The following is a 20854-nucleotide window of genomic DNA, read 5'->3' on the forward strand; positions in this document are numbered from 1 at the left end:
CTATATGAGTATACAGAAATTGACGAAGATGGAACGCAAATATCGCATTTTGCAAGAAGAACAAAATGCAATTTTAAAAAGAATGCAAGAAGAAAAAAGAAATGCAAAAAAAAGGTTAGAAAGTGAGAGGTATAACTATATTATACAAGTGGTTAAAAGACTTAAATTGCCTATAGATAATCCAACAATTATTATAGGAGCTTTAGTTGAAGCTAAAAAGATTATAACTGAAAATAATACTGCCAAAATAAATGAATATATTGAAAAATATAGTTTATTTATTAAGGAAACAGAACAAATAGACATTGGGGATATTGAAAAGAATAGTAAAAATGAGAAGAATGATATATCTTCATCATCTTTAGAAGCTGAAGATAAAGAAGAATATATAAAGGCTCTTGAAGGTGCTTAATATGAGTAAGAATGAAACATTAGATGTAATGTTTGGCAGACAAATAGTAGATTTTATGAATAGAGATGATATAACAGAAATTTATGTAAATGATGATGGTTATATAAGATATATGTCTCATAAAGAAGGTAAAGTAAAGACAAATATTATTTTAAAACCTGAAAAGATATTAGCTATTATTGAGCTTATTGCAGGGCAGGTTGGAAAAGTAATTAATGAAGAAATACCGTCTATTTCAGCTGAAATAAGTGGTTATGGGGCACGTTTTCAAGGTGAGATTTCTCCTATTGTAAGAAATCCTCAATTTAATATTAGAAAAAAAGCTATAAAGATTTTCACGCTTGATGAGTATGTAAAAAATGGTACATTAACAAATTATTATAAAAAATACCTTGAAGAAGCTATTCGTAAAAGGAAAAATATTTTGGTTGTTGGTGGTACAGGAACAGGTAAAACAACATTTTTAAATGCTCTTTTAGATGCTATAGCTAAAATTTCACCATACCATCGAATAATATCGCTAGAGGACTTGCCGGAATTGCAATGTCCAACGGATGATTATTCACCTATGTATACAAAGCAAGAAACCGGTAAGGATAAAGTCGTTTATAACATGACAAGGTTACTTGCGGATTGTATGCGTCGTAGTCCCGATAGAATTATTGTTGGGGAAGTTAGAGATGGTGCAGCTTATACTATGCTTAAAGCTTGGAATACAGGACATCCAGGCGGAGCATGTACCGTACATGCTAATGACGCAGTAAGTGGTTTAACACGTATTAAATCTTTGGCTCAAGAAGATAAAAATGCTACTGGAGATTTAAAGGAGCTTATAGGAGAAGCTATAGATGTTGTTGTTTCTATTGTACATATAGATTTAGGAGGCGGTAAAAAATCTAGGAAAGTAAATGAAATGATTGAGGTTAAAACTTATAACAGTCATGATGATACTTATGTTTTAAAACGTATTGAGGAGGATTTAACATGAAAAGATGGACAGTAAAAAAAAATGAAACCATTTTAGCTATATTAAAAAGAAATAAGCAAGAATTGCTGATGTTAAGTGCTATTTTCTTTGTTATGGCAGTTGTAATTGCTACTAATCATGGAACAGCACTTGCTCAAAGTGTTGGTTTTAACGGTGATACTGTAGGAGACATTGAATGGCCATGGATGAAGTTTTTTAATTCTTTAGCAGAACAATTTACAGGACCACTCCCTATGGTACTTGGTATTTTAGGACTTGCTGGTTGTGCTATTGCCATGTTTACTGGTAATGCTGGTGGTGGAACAACAAAATTTATTGTTTTGATTTTTGTTGTTTCTACTTGCCTTTTTGCTCCAAGTTTTATTTCTTACGTTTCTGAATCAGCCGGAGGTCTTACTATATTGGGGGCTATGTAATGAAAGAGAAGTTACCTGAAGGATACGAAGTCCCTATTCATAGGTCGCTTGTAAAACCTCTATTTTGGATGGGTGTTCCAAGAGATTTATTTTTAGCTAATATCTTTTTAGCTGTTTTGGGTGGTGTATTTTTTAAAACATGGACTGTTATTTTTGTAGCAGTTGGTGTGCATTATTTGTTTAAATATTTAGGTCAAAAAGATCCCCAGTTTCATTCGGTCTTTTGGAAGGCAAGAACACATAAGAATTATTATTATAGGTAGGTGATAAAATGTTTTCTTTTAGAAAAAAAGAAAATGTACAATTTTCGCAAAAGGTAGGTGTGTTTAAAGAAAAGCCACGTTTACAGTATCTTCTTCCATGGGCGTTCATTGACGAAGATACAGGAATTGTACATGGAAAAGACCATTCGTTATTATCTATCTATAAATTTCGTGGTCCAGATATGGATAGTTCAACGCCAGCGGAGCTTTTACAATACAATGCTGCGTTAAATAACGTTATGAAGAAGCTCACCACTGGGTATGTGCTTTATTTTGAAGCACAAAGAAAAATTGATACAAACTATGAACAGGCGGCAATTTCTGTGCCGCTTGTTCAAAAAATGGAAGATGAACGTAAGGATTATTATACAAAGCAAAGACATTATGAAACTTTGTTTTATTTTATAATTTATTGCGAGCCTCCACAGTTATTAAAATCTAAAATAACAAATGCGTTTATTACAGACGCCAAAAATAAGGGAAGTAATACAAAATACGATATGAAAGTTTACTTTGATATCGTGGAGAAGTTTATAAGCAATGTAAATTTAGTAGGGGATATGCTTTCTAAGTGGTTTAAAGATATAGAACCGCTTAGTGCTAAAGAAACATTAGCATATTTACACACTACTATATCTACAAAAAGTTTTGATATAAATATTAATCCACTTAGATATATCACAGATTATATATGTGATTGTGATGTTCTAGGTGGTAGGGAAATGAAACTTGGAAATAAGTATATGAAAATTATTACAGTATTAGATTTTCCGCCTGTATCTACTCCAGGGATTTTTAATACTTTTAATAGTTTAAATATGGAATATAGATGGGTGTCGAGATTTATCTGCATGAGTAAATTAGACGCTCAAGAGGAATTACAAAAATATAGGAAAAGATGGAATCAGCAGGTAAAGGGTTTTTGGTCGCAAATAAGAAGTGCCATTACAAAGGAGCAGTTGGAGCAAGATGTCGATGAAACAGCTGCTTCTAATCGCGATGATACTATAGTTGCACAGCAAGAATTAGGACAGGATGCGGTAAGCTATGGTTACTATACCATGACTATGATTGTAATGGATGAAAATAAGGAAAAATGTCAAGAAAAAGCTAATAAAGTATTAGAAAAGATAAATTCTTTAGGGTTTGTAGGTTTCATTGAAACTGATAATTCGATGGAAGCATGGTGGGGCAGTATACCTGGTTGTTATCGAGCAAATATTCGTCGACCAATTATAAATAGCTTAAATTTTTGTCATCTTGCCCCAATCACAGCAATGTGGTCTGGAGACAAAAAGAATAAGCACCTGAAGGGGCCTGTGTTGCTTTACACGGATACTGAAGGTTATACACCGTTTAGATTAAGCCTTCACGTAGGCGATGTAGGGCACACGATGATTTGTGGACCGAGTGGTAGTGGTAAATCTGTACTTTTAAATACGTTAGAGGCACATTTTTTAAAATATCCTAATAGTAATGTTTTTATCTTTGATAAAGCTGGTTCTAGTCGTGCATTGACGCTTGCTGTTGGGGGAAACTTTTATAACTTAGCAGCTGAAGGAGAAACAGAACTTTCTTTTCAGCCACTAGCAAGAGTTGATAATGAACAGGAAAGAAAATGGGCTAAAGAATGGATTTTAATGTATTTAAAACAAAAGAATATGACTATTGACCCAGAAAAAGAAGATTATGTATGGAAAGCATTAAATTCTTTGGCCACTTTTCCAATAGAACAACGAACTGTAACTGTTTTTACACAAATGGTGCAGGATGTTGAAATAAGAAGGGCATTAAAACCGCTTACTATGGAAGGAAGTTATGGAAAGCTTTTTGATAATACAAAAGATGTATCCGGTCGTGGAAATTGGCAGGTTTACGAGATGGAAACCATTATGGCAACACCTGCTATAGTCCCAAGTACACTAGAATATTTATTTCACAGAATAGAAACAAAATTAAAGTTTGCTACTGGTCCATCTATTATAGTTTTAGATGAATGTTGGCTTTTCTTTGATAATCCAGCATTTAAAGATAAATTACGTGAATATTTTAAGGATATGCGTAAAAAGAATACTTCTATCATATTTGCTACACAAAATTTATCTGATGTGGCAAATAAACCAGATTTATTAACGACAGTTATGGAAAATTGTCCTAATAGAATATATCTTCCTAATGTAAATGCACAAAATGAGGCTAATAAAAAACTCTATGAACTTTTTGGTTGCAATGAAAAACAAATAAAGATAATATCTGCGATGACACCTAAGCAGGATTATTATTATAGTTCACAGAAGGGAAATCGAGTTTTTTCTTTAGCACTTCAGCCGATAGAGTTTCCATTTGTTACAGCAACAAGTAAAACAGATCAGCAGGCTATAGATAATATTCTAAGTAAATATAATAGATGTGATTTTATAGAACAGTGGCTTAAATATAAAAATGCTACTGAAGAATGGGAGGACTTTAAGAGGTATGTAACGTAAGGAGTGAAATACCATGAAAAAAAAGTTTAGGCAGATTGGATTAGCCATAATTTTTAGTATATCTTTAACTGTACCAGCTGAAGCTGCTATTCCTGTAATTGATGACCAGAATATAGCACAACAGTTAAAAACCTACACTGAAACCTTGAATGTTGTTAAAAATACAGCTGAACAAATATCCTTGCAACTTAAGGAGTTAATGGCCATGCCAGAAAATATTCTAAATGAATATAAACAAGCATTTAATGATAGTATAGCAGCTGTTAAAAATACACTTTCAAACTCGGATTTATTAGTAGATAAAGATGAGTGGGATGAATACTGGAAAGAAACTTATCCTAGAATTAATAGCGGTGATTATAAACAAACTGTGTGGAGCGAGCGAAGTATAAATGATACTTTACAAGAAATAATGTCCATGAGAAATGAAGAAGATGTAAATTCTTATCATGAACTTATGGCAGAACTTGAAAAATCTAAGGTTAGATTACAGGATTTATTAGAGCAAAATAAGACTGTAGAAGGTAATAAACAAGCACAGCAAATTGCAAATATGATAGCTACAGAAAAAGCTAACATAGATAGTATAAATACAGCAATCCAGGCTATAACAGATAAAAACCAATTAATGCATCAGCAGGCAGAAGTTTTAAAAGCTCAAAATAGAAAAGCTGTTATAAATGCTGCTAAACAAGCAGAAGAAGAAACATTATCACAAATGGAAAATGAAGTAATAGAAAAAGTACCTATTATTGATGATCCATTTGCTACTTATGGTAATGTAAGGTGGTAATATTATGGATTTTACAGATACTAATTTTTTAGATAGTTTGCTTAATTTTTTTTATGAGCATAGTGTAACAGGTATGATACAATTACAACCTCATGCTTTTGAACTTGTATGTGTATTAGCTATCATAGATATTTGCTCTACATGGGCTTTATATGATGGTCAAATGCGAATGTCTTTCGTTATTAATAAAACAATGAAAGTTGGTTTTTTTTTACTTCTGATTGTAAATTGGGATACAATTAATTCTGCAATTTTGCGGTCGTTTGAGATTGCTGGTGCTACAGCTTCAGGTTTATCTAATATTGGTGCTGGAGATTGGATAAGTCCTAGCAAAATATTGGAAAGAGGATTTAATATATGTGGTACTTTGTTTAAAGATTTTCAGGATACGGGTATAACGGATAATGGTGGTATTGCTAGACTTTTTATGGATTTAATAGCTATAGCAATAACGATTGCTTCTTTCTTTTTTATATCGCTTCAAGTTTTGATAACTAAAATAGAATTTTGTATATTTTCTAGTCTAGGTGTAATTTTATTACCTTTTGGAGCTATTAGATTTACTTCTTTTTTATTTCAAAGAGTTGTTTCGGGTGTTTTTTCATTCGGTATAAAATTGATGATTATGTATTTTCTTTTGGGTTTATTTGATACTTTATCTGGAGCATTAACCAGTTTTGAAGAAAATGTATCGTTTTCATCAATGTTGAAGATGGCATTATCTTATGCGACACTTGCTTTTCTTGTTTGGAAATTACCTAATCTTGCGGCAAGTATGATGAATGGACAGCCTTCTATGGAAGCTGGAGATGTTGTTCGAGGTGCTACAACAGCTAAAAGTACAGTTGCTGGTGCTGTTGGTGGTGCAGTAGGAGCAGCTGGAGCAGTAAGTAGAGTAGCAGGAAAAACTGCTGCGGGATATGGCTTTGCTAATGCTACTATAAAGGCAGCACAAGCAAATATAGGTGTTCAGGGTGGAAGTGTTGCAGGAGAAGTTGCTAAAAATGTTGCTAGAACAAGTTTTGCTAATTCTGCTATCGGTAAAGGGCTAATTAGAGGTGCAAATAGGGCAATGAACCAAATGGAAGATTATAAAAATCTTAAATCTGGTGAGTATGCTACTAAACCGCAATCAAACCGTAATAGGTGATATGCCTATGAAGAAAATAATTTTTATATGTTTAATAATTATTTTAATACCATTTAAGGTATTAGCTTCACCACCTATTATTGGTGGTGAAGTAACTTCTCCATATGGCCCTCGTGATGCAGGAGGAAGAGCTAGTACATTTCATAAGGGTATAGATGTGTATGTTCCTTCTGGCACTCCTATAGTTGCTCCAGCAAATGGTACAGTAAATCACGGAGCGGGCGGCGGTTATATTTATTGGACGGATATAACGCTGGAAGACGGCAGTTACTGGATGTTTGGCGACTGCTCATCAGACACGCTTTTATGCCAGACAGGATATGTTACGGAAGGAACAATAATAGGGTATACCGGCGGCGATGCCTACGATGGGCCGCTTGGATATTCCACCGGGCCGCATGTGCATATAGAATACGGGCCGCTTGGTGAGTTCGGCAGCCGTGTTGACCCCGTACCGTATCTTGAAGCGCTTGGAATGGATTTAAGCGGAAATACCATGCCTTCAGGCGGCGGTGGTCCTGCTGTAATGGGACATGATAATGTAACGCTTCCATGGGGCGTTGAAAGTATGTATGAACTTGGAGAAAATATACAAGATATAATGCAACAGGTTGTTGAAGCTGCTGGTCGTGGCTTTGATTTTTTACAAGATGCTTGCTTTGCATTATTACTTGTTCTATGTATTTTAGATTTAACGCTTCCAATGATGACAAGTGGTATGACTATTTCAATGCAGTTTGCCATAACTAAGGTAATGAAATATGGCTTTTTGATGTTTGTAATGCTAAACTGGCAAACAATTATAAATGACTTTTTTTTGTCGTTTGTAACGTCTGTTTCTACTACATTTGCTAATAACCCGGATATAGGAAATGATGTATCTCAACCGCAAATGATATTACAAAAAGCAATTTTTATGGTAACACCAGCATTAAATAAAATAGCTAGTTTTGGCAGTTGGGATTTCTATACTAATTTATCAACGATTATTCCAATTTATCTTGCGACATTTATAACAATAGGCGTATTTTTTGTTCTTGCCTGTTATATAATGCTCGTTTACATTGAATTTTATGTAGTAGCAGCTCTTAGTATTTGTACGTTTCCTTTTTCAGCTTTTGGTTTTACAAAATTTATTGCTGAAGGAAGTTTAGGACATATTGTAAGTAACACGATAAAGTTAACTATTATTTCAATTATGGTTGGATTTTGTGTTGTATGTATTCGTGATGCCGAGCCTGGTGATATATTTACAGTGCAGACGCCATCGGAGCAAGTAACAGGTACAGGAACGATAACAGGACCACCTGATTTAGTAGCATTGGCTACAGAAAAAGCTCAAAAGTATGGTATTCCAGTATCACTGTTTTTGGCACAAATACAACTTGAAAGTAGCTGGAACCCTAATGCGGTATCTGGGGCTGGTGCACAAGGATTAGGACAATTAATGCCTGGAACAGCAGCAGGACTTGGCTGTTCCGATCCATTTAATCCAGAACAGAATTTAGAAGCCGCTGCTAAATACATGAAACAATTACATGATATGTATGGTGATTGGAATTATGCATTAGCAGCTTATAATGGAGGACCTGGAAATGTAACAGCTGGTGAACCACTTCCAGGTTGGGCACAAGAATATATAGACCTTGTAAATGGTAATTTATCTGGTTCTTATACCGTAAATAATGGTATAAATTCAGAAGCCATGATTAAATTTATATTGATGTGCCTTTCTTTGATTGGACTTGCTTTTTTAACAGCAAGAATACCAACATCTTTGTTAAAAATGTTAGGTGGTAAATATGAATTGTCTTAAAAAATACAATGGTATAGTCGTGCATGCACGACTATACTCATTGAAATTTTGTAAAATTATTCTATTTTTTATTATTTTTATAACAATATTGTATCTATGTATGGGAACAATATTTTATAAAAATATATCACCATCTGCACCTCGTGGAATATATATGATAGCACCCAATCAGAATTTAGATTATGGAGATTTTGTTGTTGTTAAACTTCCTGTAGATGTTCCTATATTAAATGTACAAAAAGGATATCCCATGATAAAAAAAGTACAGGGTTTGCCAGGAGATGTTTATAGAGTAGGTGAGGATGCTGTAGAAATTCATGGTCGAAAATATAAGATATACCATATTGACGGTCTGCCGCAGAAAAATACTATCGGAGAATACACAGTACCAAAAGGACAGATTTTATTTTTGAATGACCCTGATATATCTTTTGATTCGCGGTATCTTGGAACAATTTCCACTAAAAACATTGAAAAGAAAGTGATACTTGTTTGTTCATTTGATGAAAAGGATTGATGAACAATGAAAAAAATTGTTGTTATATGTATAGTTATTATTGTATTAGTTAGCATGACTGTATCTGTTGGAGCATGGGGGCGTGTTTTAAAGCCAGGAGACCATGTCATAGACTATAAACGGCTGGCGGATAGTATAAGAGAAACAGCACAAATGCTTCAGACTGTGCAAAATAGCTTAGAAAATCTTAAAAATAGGATTTTAGCTAATACGAAAATAAATATTGATGAAAATAAAATAAGTACAGAAATTGAGAAGGTTATAAAACCTGATGGCGAAAGTTTAATTAATCCTAATAAAGTTTTTAAAGATAAAGACTTTTATAAGTCTTGGGAAATTGAAGAAGCATTAAATGACCAAGAGTATAATCTTAAACTTGCTGAAGAACAAACCTATACAAAAAAAGAAGCAACAGATGTTATACAAGAAACAATTAATAATCAAACCGATAGAATAAACCTGCAATCTGAAATATTAAGTACACAAACAGACGGCATTTTGGGCGAAAAACAACGTGCAAATACTATGAATATAGTAAATACATTAAATACTATTGATAAAACAAAAACAAACGGAGCACGTTTTATAAATAGTATAGTTGACCAAGAAACAAAAGCTGCTGCTGATAGATTAGATAAAGAAAAAATAAAAGCTGGTCAGTTTTATGGATATGATCCATATAATTCTAGTACTTTTGATGAAGAAAATAGACCTCCTCAAGAGCCAGCGTTAGGCTTTATGAGATTTGGAAATTAAAAAAAGCAGGGTTTAAAAGCCCTGCTTTTCATTAGTTTTTATTGTTTTGCTTTGCCATATTTTATAAAAGGGTCATCAATAATAGGTGTTTTATTAATTATAGGATGTTCTTCCCAATATTTAGTTAAAGCATCTGCTGCTTGTTTTTTTAAATTTTCAAATATTGCATTGTCATCATCTTTTTGTAAATAAATTCCTTTTGCAGAATAAAGGAGAGTATTATCTTTTTCTATATAAGTATAAGATACTGAAGCAATATCATTTCCACTTACTAATTTTCCATCTTTTAAAGTAGCACTTTCAGTTTTTTCTTTGCCTTCTTGCCATTCTAATTGTCTGTCTGGATTAAATTCGTTGTAGTTACTAACCTTTCTTTTAATAATATAATTATCGCCGTTTTGTTCTATCGTCATTTGATAAATATAAGAACGTGGATTATCAGGATTTTCTAAGCCAGTCCATTTTCCTATGTATTTATCTCCCTCATTACTACATCCAGCCAAAACCATTGTTAATAATAACAAAGACATTATACATAGAGTTTTCCAGGCTTTCATTTTCATTACCTCATTTCTTATTGTTTATTCTTTTTTAAAGAATTTACATATAATTCTAACCATTCACGGCAGAATTTAAGTTCATTTGGATTTAGTTTAAGAAGTAAATTGTTTATACGGGTTTTATTCCATTCATCCGTTTTAATTATTTCTGTTTTCCCGTATAATAACCATTCTAAATTAGAACGACCTATCATATCCCCTAAAAGCTGTAAGGTTTTAAATTGTGGATTTACATTTCCACGTTCTATTTCAGACAATGTGGATTGCAAGATACCGAGTTCTTTTGCAAAGTCTTGTTGGTTCATTTTGTAATATTTCCTTATATTTTTTATTCTTTTAGATATTGTTTCAGAGTTTTCAAATATATTAATGTCAATATTTTTACTCATTATATACCTCTATAATATTATTTTTGCAATAATATTATATCATATTTATGATATAAAATAAAGAAAAGAGTTGATTTTAAATGAAAGTTTTTATAGCAGAAAAACCTGATATTGGAAAAGCAATAGCTAATTATTTATGGAAAAATGATTATAAAAAACAGCAAGGATATTTTGAAAAAGATGGTGATGTAATTGTAACTTGGGCTTATGGACATATTTTGAGACTTGCAACACCTCAAGAATATGATGAGAAATATAAATTTTGGAAAAATTATCCTATAATTCCTAAAAAATGGCAAATTAAACCTTCTGCTAACACTAAAAAGCAATTAGATGTAATACTACAGCTATTAAAAAAGGCAGATATAGTTATAAATGCTGGCGATCCAGATAGAGAAGGACAACTTTTAATTGATGAAATTTTAGATTATGCAGGTTATAAGGGAACAGTACAAAGGCTATTATTAAACGCCAAAGATGATGTAAGTCTTAAAAGGGCTTTTGAAAATATCCAGGATAATAATAATTTTAAAAACTTGTATATGGCAGGACTTGGAAGAGCTCATGCCGACTGGCTTGTCGGTATGAACTTAACAAGAGCCTACAGCGTAAGCGCCAGAAAATATGGTTATAATACAATTTTTCGTATTGGTCGTGTAAAAATACCTACACTTGCACTTGTTGTAAATCGTGAAAAAGAGATACAAAATTTTAAGTCTACTAAATATTATGAGCTAATAGGCAGTTTTACAAAGGATAATTTGCCCTTTAAAGCACAGTTAAAGCCGTCAGACAAGTTCATAAACGCTGAAAATAGAATAAAAGATAAGGCGATATTACAAGCTATAAAATTAAAATTACACAACGCTGAAATAACAGTAAAAGACATACAGAAAAAGAAAATTATAGAATATCCACCTCTTCCATATTCACTTGATACTTTACAAGTAGAAGCAAATAAAGTATATGATTTTTCGCCCAAAACTGTACTTGATACTGTACAGCAGTTGTATGAGAAGAAATTTGTATCTTATCCACGTTCTGATTGTAATTATATACCTGAAGCACAATTTGAAGATGCTAAAAAAATCTTTGATATATTAGATATTCCAGGAAAAGACAAAGCAAATTTAGCGTTAAAATCTAAAGCATGGAATGATAAAAAGATAACAGCTCACCATGCCATAATACCTACTATAGTTAAAGCTGAAGAACTTGATAATACCCAGCAGAAAATCTATGAAATGATAGCCAAACGCTATATATTACAGTTCTTTTTACCATGTATAGCCGAAAAAACAACATTCGTTTTATCTGTTGCCGATGAAATCTTTACAGGAAGCGGGCAAATTATCATGGAAGCAGGTTTTAAAGCCTTCGAAGGAAAAGAAACAAGCGATATAAACATTTTGCCAGAACTTAAAGTAGGCGACAAAATCGACAAAGGCGATTATTTAATCCAGGAAAAGAAAACGACGCCGCCGAAACGTTTCACGGAAGGAACGCTTCTTGCAGCTATGGCAAATATTTATAAATATGTGGATGCTAAAAATCCTAATCGGGAAAAATTAAAAGAAGTAAAAGGTATTGGGACACCTGCAACGCGAGATACAATAATTGCCGAGCTTCAAGATACTGTTTCTAAAGGCAGGGATATAGAGCCTTGCTTGAAAAAAGTAAAAAGAGAACTTGTACCTACAGCTTTTGGTATAAATTTAATTGAAAATATAGATAAATCTTTAACTTATCCTGATACTACCGCAGAAATGGAATATAAACTCTCTGAAATAGCTGAAGGAAAACAATCTTTGCAGGATTTTGTAGATAATGTAATAAATATGGTCTATGACAATATAAAATTTGCGGAAAATAAAGAGTTTCCATTCTATAGAGATAATGATAGTATTACTTGTCCTATATGTAATAAAGGGCAAATTGTTAGAAAATATTCAGCAAAAATAGATAAATATTTTCATATGTGTAATAATCCAGATTGTGTTTCTCCTGTAACAGGGAAAAAACTTTTTTTTGAAGATAACAACGGTAAGCCGATTATAGCCAAATGTCCAAACTGCAAAAATCTATTAGTCAAGAAACTGGGAAAAAACGGCGAGTTCTGGCTTTGCCAGAAATGCAATAAAACATATAACGATAAAAACGGAAAACCGGAGATTTAGGAGGAATGAAACATGAGTTATGAAGATGAATATACCGACCAATATGATGAACAGATTAATGACGAAGAACAGGAAAACACCAATGAAGCCGATGAACCGGAAGAAGAAATTACTCCGAGCGAAAGCAGTAGTGATGATAAACAACAACAACTATTAACCGATATAAGCGATACATTGCAACTTTTAACAATTCATCTTAACGAGTACCGACAGCTTACAGAAAAACTACAGCAACAAGTAGAAGAATACAATGCTTCAGCCCAAATACTTGAACAGATAACGGAAAATATGCCGGAACTTATATATGAAAAATGTCTTGATGAATATAAAAAGATAATCAATAATGCAGCTAAAAATTATAATCAACTTCAAAAATCTATTGTTAGTTGGCACAAAAATTTGGAAAAAGACCACGATAGAATGTTTAAATGGATTAGCATATCATCTATATTAACGCCGATACTTTTGTTAATCTTAATTTTATTACAACTATTTTAATTGGAAATCAGATAATTTCTTATTTAAAAAATTCATTAAAGTTCCTTATATATAAAGGTTTTTAATGACTTTTTAATGAAAATATGATATAATATTAATATATTAATAAATAAAGGAAGATAAAAAATGACTAATAATAATCTTAAAAAAAATGTTATTTCTGCAATAAAAAGTTGTGAGTTAGAAGGCTTTGTTTATACAAAAGAGGAAAAACAAGTTTTTAATAGAATTGCTTCAGGAGAAATAACAGTAGATGAAGCAAGAAAGATTTTTAAAAGGATGTCATAATGGATGAGTATGTATTAAAGAATAAATTAGGTTTAAAAGATACACAAACCTTAAATAAATATGAACGACGATTAAGTGCATTAAGAATTATTTCTCTTAAAGAAAAATCTTTTAAGAAATTTGATTTTTCAACCTTAAAAAGAATGCACAAGGAAATTTTTCAAGACATTTATCAATGGGCTGGAACAACAAGAAATGTTAATATTTCCAAGGGAAAAACACTTTTTTGTCCAGTTGAAAATATAAATGTTTATGCTGATACAATTTTTAAAAAGTTAGAAAAAGAAAATTATTTAAAAGGGCTTTCTCAAGATAAGTTTTGCAAAAAAGCAGCTGAATTATTTGGAGATATAAATGCTTTACATCCTTTTAGAGAAGGTAATGGTCGTACTCAAAGAGAGTTTATTTATCATTTAGCTAAAAATTCTGGTTATGAATTGGACTTAAATCAATTAGATAAAACTAAATATATGACGGCCTCTATTGAATCAATACTGACAAGTAATGAGAAAATGGAAAAGTTGATGAAATCTATAATAAAGCCGTTAGCTAAAGAAAAAGTCAAAATCCGAAAACAGAAGATAGTGATGAAGTTTCCGGACAAGGATAAAAGTAATAATCGCAATATGGAACGCTGAATATATACAATATATAGTATATTTTCTTTCGACCATAAGATATAAAAACTATATTTAGTATATGGAGAATACAAAATGATTAGTAATGTAGAACAAAAGCGGAGACGTGAAATGGTTGAATATAGTATAGCTACCTGTGAATTAGAAGGATGTATTATAAGTGATGAATACAGAAGATTATCAGAAAAATATATTAAAGGTGAAATGACACTAGAAGATTTAAGTAAGGAAGTTCGGAAAAATCTTCCCTCAAATAAAAGCAGGTGATATATTGAAATACTTATCTGGTATATTTGCATTGAATTTAATGTGTGATTTAGATACATTCGGCGACTGGCATACATCAGCGATTGATTGGAAGAATAAGATAAATTTTTGGAATAGTAGTCATAGTATATGGGGAGATTACGGCATAGAAAAAAACAGGACTATTCCGGAAAACAAAGGAAAATTTAATGTTGCTAATCATATTAGAGCACTACTTGACTTAATCAGCATAGGAGATTTTCCTACAGCACAAGGAATGCGAGATAATTTTATCTGCAATGATAAATATACGCCAGAAATTTTTTCTAAAGTCAGTATGTTGAAGAACAATAAAAACTGGCCGGAAATAGATAAATTTATGGGTAAAGAATATATGATGCAATGGGTGAAATATAAAAAAGAGGTTAGTTTATGATAATAGATTTTACTGATATAGCAAAAAATAATCCTAGTTTCAGAGCTTACGGAGGAGCTAACGGCATAAAAAAAGGAATACTATTTCATGGAAAACCGTATATGCTGAAGATAGAACATCGTGGAAAGAAGAAAAATAAAGATTATAAGCATAGCGTATTATCAGAATATATTTCTTCAAAAATATATTCCATGTTGGATATTCCCACTCAAGAAGTTGTTCTCGGCAAGATTTATGATAATGGAAAAGAAAAATTATGCGTAGCTTGTAAAGATTTCAAAGAAAAAGGCGAATATCTGTATGAATTTTTAAATATAAAAAACTCCGTCCTTACGGAAAATTCCTCCAACGGCTCAGGTACGGAACTAGCGGAAATTTTAGAAGCCATAGATAAGCAGAACTTTTGTCCTGCAAGTGAAGTAAAAGAAAGATTTTGGGAAATGTTTGTCGTCGATACTTACTTAGGAAACTTTGACAGACATAACGGGAATTGGGGCTTTTTAGTTAATGAAAATACAGGGATTAAACACCTGGCGCCTGTTTTTGATTGCGGGTCTTGCTTATATCCTGCACCTACGGATGAACAGCTACAAGTATTTTTAAACGACCCCAAAGAAATGGAAAAAAGAGTATATGTTTTTCCAAACTCAATAATAGAAGAAAACGGTAAAAAAATAAATTACCATGAGTTCTTACAATCCACTTTAAATGAAGATTGTTTGAAAGCCGTAAGAAAAATGATACTCAAAATAGAAGCAAAATCTAATGATATAAAAGACTTTATTAATCACATTGAAGTATTATCTCCGGTTAGAAAGAAATTTTATACACAGATTTTAAGAATGCGTAGAGAACGGATATTGCAACCGGCATTAGAGCGTGCAAATAAATTGATGAAGAAGTCGTATAAGCAAAAAATAGTGATGAAGTTTCCGGACAAAGATAAAAGTAATAATCGCGTTATGAACAGATAAAAATTTAGATTGAAGATTTTCTATTAAGAAAATCAACCTTTTCTTCCGCGTTTTTATAATGTTGCTCTTATGATTACTCCTGCTCTTTGATAAAGAAAAAGGTTATTTAATAGATACTTGCAAATTTGCACAAGATAAATATAGATGTTATATAAAAACTATGTTATAATTAAAGTACAAACACAGATGTTAAACAAAAAGTAAAAAAACCTCGAGAAGCGGTCAACTTCACTCGAGGTTTTTTGCATTTTAGAGCTTGCCAGCTATGGGCTAGTTGCTTTAATTTTTAGTCTTATTACTATCTAACCACTTGCAAAAATAATGTACGGCTAAACCTGATACAAAACCTGCCATAATAGAAATAAGAAAATCATAGATGTTAAACAAAAAGAGCACCTCCTCCCGTTGCCGAGATTTGGTAAAGCAACATGATGATTATAGCATAAAAAAAGATGATGTTAAAATGTGTTTACACGTTGTTTCACGTGAAACAAAAATCATATTTTTATGTAAAAAAAGATATTAATGTCATTTTCAGATAAAAATGTAAGGTAAAAGAGCAGGCTTTATTCCTGCTCTTTCTTTCTCATTGAAGATTTTCTTTCAAGAAAATCAACCTTTTCTCCCGCGTTTTTTCAAAATCGGCGTTTTCTCGTTCATTTTAAGCCGTTTTTATGATGTAGTCTTTAGAATTATACCTAAAATAAAAATAAATGGCTAAAAACAAAAAGCTACATGAATTAATCATGTAGCTTTTTTGTTAGCTGGCTTTATTTAACAGACTAAAATTATCTATGATTACATCTGATGTATTGATTTTAAGCCCTATTTCTTTTGCAAACGTTATTATAAGATTATTTATAAAACTATTTTTGTTAGCTGGTATATTATTATAAAGTTTAGCCTGTATAATACAATTATTTTGTATTTCTATTAATGCTTTTACTCCTTCATCATCAGCTATTGCTATTAATTGCAGTTTGTCATTTATAAGGTTTTTATATCCTGCACTACAATTATTTAATAAATAGGCAATTTCTTTTAAATTGCTATATTTCTTTACACAAGAAAAGTGATATCTCTGAATGTTTACATCATATTTATTAATAATATCTGTAGCTATATCAAAGTTAAAGTCTTTTTCTGATTGTTTAACTATTTCTAAAGCCAACCAATTATGCAGTTTACTAAAAGCAATATTTTCTTGTTCTAATTTATTTAAAGTAGTCAAATTTGCTTCTTTATATAAATTTAATATATCTTTTATATAATTGTATTTATTAAAAATAACATTAACCTTTACATTTTTATAGTATTTTAAATATAAATTATTAATAAAATCTATATATACATATAATTTATTTATTCTTCTCTCTAAATTACTGCGATAACTTTCTTTGTATTCTTTATTTATAAAGCATTTTTCATTTTTTAAATAAAACTTTAATAAGTTATTACTTAAATTCTTATTTAGATTGTTATATATTGTATTTATTATAGACAAATTTTTTAAAGAAAAATGTTGTTTTAAAAATTTTATGTTTGGTAATTTTAGTAAATCAAAAATTGTAGATATATAGTCTTTTTTTAATCTATCAGTGTATTTTTTTTCAAAGTCGTTTAAATATTTATCAACAATATAGGTTTTCACATCATGAAAATCCTCGTTATAGGCAATATTCGGGCTATTGAAAAAACGCACCCTATGAGCTAAATTCAATACATTTCCTAAGAATTTTTCATGTATAGATAAGTTATTTACATATACATTATTTAATTTAATATTATGAACTTGATAAACTTTTTTTATTATGGCTATTCTTAATTTTTTTAATAAAACTGTTAAACTATCAAAGTAATAATTTTTAGTATTTATCTTAAAAAAATAAAGTGCAGTATTTTCTGTTAGGTTTTCCAAGTCTGTTATATAACCTATATCTTGCTTATCATGTTGAACATTATTTATATACTTTTTAAAAGTTATATTTTGGTTCTTTATATCAAAAGTATATATTTCTCTTATATTGGAGAAATGCAAAACACTATATATACTCTGTGCATATGAAATTGAAATACTATTGTAATATATTCTAAGCTCTATTTTTTCTTTTAATTCATATAGTTTTATTTTTGTTATATAAGGTAACTCAACATTATACTCTTTACTTATTATTACTTCATCTTTTTTGTGGCTATAACCTCGACCACATTTAGAACAATAAATCTTTTGTGTAAATGGATTTACTTTACTAAATGTAAATTCGTTCCCACACTCACTACAAAAAGCAGTATGTTTTGATACAAATAAAGAGGCTTGACTTGTTTGACAATATAAATAAGCGTGTGGTCGAGATAATTCTGTTTGGGCTAAAAGTTTCATGGTAAAAGTCCTTTCTATAAATAAACGCAAGCACCATTATAATTTCTATTATAAGTTATTTGTAATTTTAACTTATATGCTAACTGTTCTACTTCCCAGCTAGTATCATTTAAGCCTAGATAAACTTTCTTTTTATTTAGAAGTTCTAGGATTTTATGGGCGGTAAAATATTTACCGCCTTTTAAAAACTCATGATAAGCAAACATTAATTGTATTTTTTTCATTTTTTGTTACCTGCTTTCTTGCCACATAATTCAAAACTATTTAATATAATTTGTGTATATTTACTTTTATTACCATGTTTATTTACATAAACTTTTACAGATAATCTACCTTCAATCTGCAATTTTTCGCCTTTTTCTATGTTTAAATTGCCTAATCTTTCGGCAAGTTTGCCAAAAGCTACACAATCATAAAATTCTGCTTCTGTTTCTTTCGTTTTATAATTATAAATATTTTCTGCAAGACTAAATTTTATAACACATATTCCACTAGCACTATAATTTATATCCATATCTTTTGTTAATCTACCAACACCGTAAACTTTCATTTTCTTTCGCTCCTTTTAAAATAAACTTTCTTGTTCTATATCGTCATCATTATTATTATCATCATCATTAATATATTTATCTTCTTTTTTTACTTCTTTTTTAGAAAAATGTTGTTTATGTTTTTCTGTTATTTTTTGTATATGTTCTAAAGCCTTTATTTGTGTTTCTAAAAAAGCTTTAGCCCATTTGTTATTATCTGGTTCAGCAGTTGTTTCATCAAAAAGTAATAACTTATACATTTCTAATAAACATTCATTTTGTTGTTTTATAATCATTTCAATTTTACTTATATTTACTGTATCAATATTTATGTTTTCTAAAAGTTTCATATTATCACTTTCTCTTTTTTTAGGTTAGGGGCTTGATAGCTAAAAACTATCAAGCCTTATTTTTATTAATATAAAGCAATAAAACCATTATCGGAAAAACTACCATTTACATTTATCATGTAATCCCTACCTATGCTTTCATAATCTAGGTACATTTTTATTTTTTCATCTATATTATTAAAGAAGCCTTCATCAACTAAAGCATGACCTAAATCAGCTTCGTCATTAACATCACTATAATAAATATAATCGCCATTAATAGCCACGTTATAAGCTTCGTCAAAATCAGAAGCACAAGTTAAAATAGCCTTAAAAATATCACTATCAATAGTATTATTAAGTTCTTCAATTTTTTCTGCCATTTCTTCTAATTCACTAATAGATATATATTCATTTATTTTTATATTTGCATTGCTTTCAAAATCTGTTATAAAAAATTCTTCGTAATCTGTACCGTCTTTAACGTCTATGCTTTCTAATTCTTCTTTCCAATTTATAGCTGTAGATAATGTAATCCATTTACCAATTAGATAACCTTCAACGTATTTACCCAAATTAGTTAAAAAAATACTTGCATAAATATTATTAGTAGTCATGATTGTACCTCTCTTTCAGCTAGTTGTTGTTCTCATAAGCGTCCATTTTTTTTACGCTTTTCGCATGACCTTGAAAACGATGGAAGCAAAAAAGACAAGGGCAGTTTTACTGTACATTTTACCCTTGTCTTTTTTGGTGTAATCGTTATCATGCGAAGGAGAAAAGCATAAAAAAATTATTTATATTTTTTCTGAAAGAAAATACATTGTGGTCTATTTAAAATAACTGTGACTATAAGGACGAGCGAGCGATGCTTCTGTTTATCCTTATAATCACAGTTATTTTAAATTAAATTCAATAAAAAAAAGATATTATCCCCTGATAATATCTGCTTTTATCCTTTATATATAATATAATATATATAATTATATTGATATAATTATATATATATAATATAATATATATAGCTACATTGATATAATTATATATATAACTATATATATGGAGGTCTTCAAATGACGCGTATTATTAGTATCATAAATCAAAAAGGTGGCGTTGGTAAAACTACAACGGCACAAAATTTAGCTGCTGGTTTAGAAAAAAAAGGTTTTAAAACTCTTTTAATTGATTTAGATGCACAATGCAACTTAACCTATTCAGTTAATGTTGATAGCAAATATACAATCTATGATGTATTTTCAGATAAAATTTCTATAAAAGAAGCAATATATAATAATTTTATTGCTGGTTCACCTTTATTATCTACTATAGATACTATTTTAAATCAAACAGGAAAAGAATATAAATTAAAAGAAGCTTTATCTGACATTATTAATCATTTTGATTTTATCATTTTAGATACTCCGCCTGCATTGGGAACTATCACCATTAACGCCTTAACAGCAGCTACTGAAGCTTTAATAACAGCTCAACCAGATGCTTATAGTCTACAAGGTATTAGTCAATTATATCAAACAATTTTTGCTGTAAAAAAATATTGTAATCCACAATTAAAAGTTTGTGGTATTTTATTAACACGATATAATAAACGCACAATAATTAGCAACAATGCAACAACTTCAATTATAAATAAAGCCAAACAACTTAATACTAAAGTTTTCGATACAAAAATTAGAGAATGTACTGCTATTAAAGAATCTCAAGTAGTACAAAAAAATATATTTGATTATGCTAAATATAGTAATGCAAGTTTTGATTATCAAAAATTAGTAGAAGAAATATTAGGAGAATAAT

26 protein-coding genes are annotated in these 20854 nt (G+C 30.4%); 18 read left to right on the forward strand and 8 right to left on the reverse strand.

Features of this window, described 5'->3' with window-relative positions; all coding sequences use genetic code 11:
• The first annotated feature begins 4 nt into the window (after positions 1-4).
• From GXM21_RS12665 to GXM21_RS12710, 10 genes are read left to right on the forward strand one after another with little or no spacing between them, the layout of a single operon-like run.
• A complete protein-coding gene (locus GXM21_RS12665; protein WP_008540173.1) occupies positions 5-412 on the forward strand; it encodes a hypothetical protein in 408 nt (135 codons plus the stop codon).
• Between the two features lies 1 nt (position 413).
• Positions 414-1400 carry an ATPase, T2SS/T4P/T4SS family gene (locus tag GXM21_RS12670; RefSeq protein ID WP_008540175.1) on the forward strand — a complete coding sequence of 329 codons (987 nt, stop codon included), beginning with the start codon at positions 414-416 and terminating at the stop codon, positions 1398-1400.
• The gene (locus GXM21_RS12675; protein ID WP_008540177.1) at positions 1397-1816 is read left to right on the forward strand and encodes a TrbC/VirB2 family protein; all 420 of its coding nucleotides are present in this window, start codon (positions 1397-1399) and stop codon (positions 1814-1816) included. The genes GXM21_RS12670 and GXM21_RS12675 overlap by 4 nt, the downstream gene beginning before the upstream one ends.
• Complete coding sequence (locus tag GXM21_RS12680; protein ID WP_008540179.1) at positions 1816-2079, forward strand: VirB3 family type IV secretion system protein; 264 nt, start codon at positions 1816-1818, stop codon at positions 2077-2079. The genes GXM21_RS12675 and GXM21_RS12680 overlap by 1 nt, the downstream gene beginning before the upstream one ends.
• A gap of 8 nt (positions 2080-2087) precedes the next feature.
• The gene (locus GXM21_RS12685) at positions 2088-4565 is read left to right on the forward strand and encodes a VirB4 family type IV secretion/conjugal transfer ATPase (RefSeq protein ID WP_008540181.1); all 2478 of its coding nucleotides are present in this window, start codon (positions 2088-2090) and stop codon (positions 4563-4565) included.
• Positions 4566-4578: 13 nt separating this feature from the next.
• Positions 4579-5358 carry a TrbJ/VirB5 family protein gene (locus GXM21_RS12690; RefSeq protein ID WP_008540182.1) on the forward strand — a complete coding sequence of 260 codons (780 nt, stop codon included), beginning with the start codon at positions 4579-4581 and terminating at the stop codon, positions 5356-5358.
• Between the two features lie 4 nt (positions 5359-5362).
• A complete protein-coding gene (trbL, locus tag GXM21_RS12695) occupies positions 5363-6508 on the forward strand; it encodes a P-type conjugative transfer protein TrbL (protein ID WP_008540183.1) in 1146 nt (381 codons plus the stop codon).
• Between the two features lie 7 nt (positions 6509-6515).
• A complete protein-coding gene (locus GXM21_RS12700) occupies positions 6516-8324 on the forward strand; it encodes a transglycosylase SLT domain-containing protein (RefSeq protein WP_008540184.1) in 1809 nt (602 codons plus the stop codon).
• Entirely contained in the window at positions 8311-8841 is a 531-nt protein-coding gene (lepB, locus tag GXM21_RS12705) for a signal peptidase I (protein ID WP_008540185.1), read from the forward strand. Before GXM21_RS12700 ends, lepB begins: the two co-directional genes overlap by 14 nt.
• Before the next feature lie 6 nt (positions 8842-8847).
• Positions 8848-9597, forward strand: a complete 750-nt coding sequence (locus GXM21_RS12710; RefSeq protein WP_008540186.1) for a hypothetical protein — start codon at positions 8848-8850, stop codon at positions 9595-9597.
• A gap of 38 nt (positions 9598-9635) precedes the next feature.
• Here GXM21_RS12710 and GXM21_RS12715 read toward each other — a convergent pair whose 3' ends face one another.
• A complete protein-coding gene (locus GXM21_RS12715; protein ID WP_008540187.1) occupies positions 9636-10154 on the reverse strand; it encodes a hypothetical protein in 519 nt (172 codons plus the stop codon).
• Positions 10155-10171: 17 nt separating this feature from the next.
• Complete coding sequence (locus GXM21_RS12720; protein WP_008540188.1) at positions 10172-10546, reverse strand: helix-turn-helix domain-containing protein; 375 nt, start codon at positions 10544-10546, stop codon at positions 10172-10174.
• Positions 10547-10626: 80 nt separating this feature from the next.
• On the opposite strand from GXM21_RS12720, the gene GXM21_RS12725 reads away from it, so the two are divergent.
• The 7 genes from GXM21_RS12725 to GXM21_RS12755 all read left to right on the forward strand — a co-directional run bounded on the left by GXM21_RS12725 (position 10627) and on the right by GXM21_RS12755 (position 15803).
• Positions 10627-12723 (forward strand): DNA topoisomerase 3, encoded by a 2097-nt coding sequence (locus GXM21_RS12725; protein WP_008540190.1) that lies wholly within the window; start codon positions 10627-10629, stop codon positions 12721-12723.
• A gap of 12 nt (positions 12724-12735) precedes the next feature.
• Positions 12736-13221: a hypothetical protein gene (locus tag GXM21_RS12730; RefSeq protein ID WP_008540192.1), complete on the forward strand. Its 486-nt coding sequence runs from the start codon at positions 12736-12738 to the stop codon at positions 13219-13221.
• A 126-nt stretch (positions 13222-13347) separates the two neighbouring features.
• Positions 13348-13509 (forward strand): antitoxin VbhA family protein, encoded by a 162-nt coding sequence (locus GXM21_RS12735; protein ID WP_008540194.1) that lies wholly within the window; start codon positions 13348-13350, stop codon positions 13507-13509.
• The gene (locus GXM21_RS12740; RefSeq protein WP_008540196.1) at positions 13509-14147 is read left to right on the forward strand and encodes a Fic/DOC family protein; all 639 of its coding nucleotides are present in this window, start codon (positions 13509-13511) and stop codon (positions 14145-14147) included. Before GXM21_RS12735 ends, GXM21_RS12740 begins: the two co-directional genes overlap by 1 nt.
• 75 nt (positions 14148-14222) lie before the next feature.
• The gene (locus GXM21_RS12745; protein ID WP_008540197.1) at positions 14223-14414 is read left to right on the forward strand and encodes an antitoxin VbhA family protein; all 192 of its coding nucleotides are present in this window, start codon (positions 14223-14225) and stop codon (positions 14412-14414) included.
• Between the two features lie 4 nt (positions 14415-14418).
• Entirely contained in the window at positions 14419-14829 is a 411-nt protein-coding gene (locus GXM21_RS12750) for a hypothetical protein (RefSeq protein ID WP_008540198.1), read from the forward strand.
• Complete coding sequence (locus GXM21_RS12755) at positions 14826-15803, forward strand: HipA domain-containing protein (protein WP_008540199.1); 978 nt, start codon at positions 14826-14828, stop codon at positions 15801-15803. Before GXM21_RS12750 ends, GXM21_RS12755 begins: the two co-directional genes overlap by 4 nt.
• 279 nt (positions 15804-16082) lie before the next feature.
• Here GXM21_RS12755 and GXM21_RS12760 read toward each other — a convergent pair whose 3' ends face one another.
• The 6 genes from GXM21_RS12760 to GXM21_RS12785 all read right to left on the reverse strand — a co-directional run bounded on the left by GXM21_RS12760 (position 16083) and on the right by GXM21_RS12785 (position 19659).
• Positions 16083-16190, reverse strand: coding sequence for a type I toxin-antitoxin system Fst family toxin (locus GXM21_RS12760; protein ID WP_208854436.1), 108 nt, complete (start codon positions 16188-16190; stop codon positions 16083-16085).
• A gap of 373 nt (positions 16191-16563) precedes the next feature.
• Positions 16564-18183, reverse strand: coding sequence for a hypothetical protein (locus GXM21_RS12765; RefSeq protein ID WP_008540200.1), 1620 nt, complete (start codon positions 18181-18183; stop codon positions 16564-16566).
• Between the two features lie 14 nt (positions 18184-18197).
• The gene (locus tag GXM21_RS12770) at positions 18198-18407 is read right to left on the reverse strand and encodes a hypothetical protein (protein ID WP_008540201.1); all 210 of its coding nucleotides are present in this window, start codon (positions 18405-18407) and stop codon (positions 18198-18200) included.
• On the reverse strand, positions 18404-18733 hold the full coding sequence (locus GXM21_RS12775) for a single-stranded DNA-binding protein (RefSeq protein ID WP_008540202.1): 330 nt from the start codon (positions 18731-18733) through the stop codon (positions 18404-18406). The genes GXM21_RS12770 and GXM21_RS12775 overlap by 4 nt, the downstream gene beginning before the upstream one ends.
• A gap of 15 nt (positions 18734-18748) precedes the next feature.
• The gene (locus GXM21_RS12780) at positions 18749-19063 is read right to left on the reverse strand and encodes a hypothetical protein (protein WP_008540203.1); all 315 of its coding nucleotides are present in this window, start codon (positions 19061-19063) and stop codon (positions 18749-18751) included.
• 65 nt (positions 19064-19128) lie between these two features.
• Complete coding sequence (locus GXM21_RS12785; RefSeq protein ID WP_008540204.1) at positions 19129-19659, reverse strand: antirestriction protein ArdA; 531 nt, start codon at positions 19657-19659, stop codon at positions 19129-19131.
• A gap of 456 nt (positions 19660-20115) precedes the next feature.
• Between GXM21_RS12785 and GXM21_RS12790 the strand changes: the two genes are divergently transcribed.
• On the forward strand, positions 20116-20853 hold the full coding sequence (locus tag GXM21_RS12790) for a ParA family protein (RefSeq protein WP_008540205.1): 738 nt from the start codon (positions 20116-20118) through the stop codon (positions 20851-20853).
• Position 20854 lies beyond the last annotated feature (1 nt).

Source organism: Megamonas funiformis, assembly GCF_010669225.1.
Classification (GTDB): Bacteria; Bacillota; Negativicutes; order Selenomonadales; family Selenomonadaceae; genus Megamonas; species Megamonas funiformis.

What these genes read in the sequence shown, in the direction of transcription:
- GXM21_RS12665 (WP_008540173.1), top strand. Translation starts at nt 5, where the DNA reads ATGAGTATACAGAAATTGACGAAGATGGAACGCAAATATCGCATTTTG.
- GXM21_RS12670 (WP_008540175.1), top strand. Translation starts at nt 414, where the DNA reads ATGAGTAAGAATGAAACATTAGATGTAATGTTTGGCAGACAAATAGTA.
- GXM21_RS12675 (WP_008540177.1), top strand. Translation starts at nt 1,397, where the DNA reads ATGAAAAGATGGACAGTAAAAAAAAATGAAACCATTTTAGCTATATTA.
- GXM21_RS12680 (WP_008540179.1), top strand. Translation starts at nt 1,816, where the DNA reads ATGAAAGAGAAGTTACCTGAAGGATACGAAGTCCCTATTCATAGGTCG.
- GXM21_RS12685 (WP_008540181.1), top strand. Translation starts at nt 2,088, where the DNA reads ATGTTTTCTTTTAGAAAAAAAGAAAATGTACAATTTTCGCAAAAGGTA.
- GXM21_RS12690 (WP_008540182.1), top strand. Translation starts at nt 4,579, where the DNA reads ATGAAAAAAAAGTTTAGGCAGATTGGATTAGCCATAATTTTTAGTATA.
- trbL (WP_008540183.1), top strand. Translation starts at nt 5,363, where the DNA reads ATGGATTTTACAGATACTAATTTTTTAGATAGTTTGCTTAATTTTTTT.
- GXM21_RS12700 (WP_008540184.1), top strand. Translation starts at nt 6,516, where the DNA reads ATGAAGAAAATAATTTTTATATGTTTAATAATTATTTTAATACCATTT.
- lepB (WP_008540185.1), top strand. Translation starts at nt 8,311, where the DNA reads ATGAATTGTCTTAAAAAATACAATGGTATAGTCGTGCATGCACGACTA.
- GXM21_RS12710 (WP_008540186.1), top strand. Translation starts at nt 8,848, where the DNA reads ATGAAAAAAATTGTTGTTATATGTATAGTTATTATTGTATTAGTTAGC.
- GXM21_RS12715 (WP_008540187.1), bottom strand. Translation starts at nt 10,154, where the DNA reads ATGAAAGCCTGGAAAACTCTATGTATAATGTCTTTGTTATTATTAACA.
- GXM21_RS12720 (WP_008540188.1), bottom strand. Translation starts at nt 10,546, where the DNA reads ATGAGTAAAAATATTGACATTAATATATTTGAAAACTCTGAAACAATA.
- GXM21_RS12725 (WP_008540190.1), top strand. Translation starts at nt 10,627, where the DNA reads ATGAAAGTTTTTATAGCAGAAAAACCTGATATTGGAAAAGCAATAGCT.
- GXM21_RS12730 (WP_008540192.1), top strand. Translation starts at nt 12,736, where the DNA reads ATGAGTTATGAAGATGAATATACCGACCAATATGATGAACAGATTAAT.
- GXM21_RS12735 (WP_008540194.1), top strand. Translation starts at nt 13,348, where the DNA reads ATGACTAATAATAATCTTAAAAAAAATGTTATTTCTGCAATAAAAAGT.
- GXM21_RS12740 (WP_008540196.1), top strand. Translation starts at nt 13,509, where the DNA reads ATGGATGAGTATGTATTAAAGAATAAATTAGGTTTAAAAGATACACAA.
- GXM21_RS12745 (WP_008540197.1), top strand. Translation starts at nt 14,223, where the DNA reads ATGATTAGTAATGTAGAACAAAAGCGGAGACGTGAAATGGTTGAATAT.
- GXM21_RS12755 (WP_008540199.1), top strand. Translation starts at nt 14,826, where the DNA reads ATGATAATAGATTTTACTGATATAGCAAAAAATAATCCTAGTTTCAGA.
- GXM21_RS12765 (WP_008540200.1), bottom strand. Translation starts at nt 18,183, where the DNA reads ATGAAACTTTTAGCCCAAACAGAATTATCTCGACCACACGCTTATTTA.
- GXM21_RS12770 (WP_008540201.1), bottom strand. Translation starts at nt 18,407, where the DNA reads ATGAAAAAAATACAATTAATGTTTGCTTATCATGAGTTTTTAAAAGGC.
- GXM21_RS12775 (WP_008540202.1), bottom strand. Translation starts at nt 18,733, where the DNA reads ATGAAAGTTTACGGTGTTGGTAGATTAACAAAAGATATGGATATAAAT.
- GXM21_RS12780 (WP_008540203.1), bottom strand. Translation starts at nt 19,063, where the DNA reads ATGAAACTTTTAGAAAACATAAATATTGATACAGTAAATATAAGTAAA.
- GXM21_RS12785 (WP_008540204.1), bottom strand. Translation starts at nt 19,659, where the DNA reads ATGACTACTAATAATATTTATGCAAGTATTTTTTTAACTAATTTGGGT.
- GXM21_RS12790 (WP_008540205.1), top strand. Translation starts at nt 20,116, where the DNA reads ATGACGCGTATTATTAGTATCATAAATCAAAAAGGTGGCGTTGGTAAA.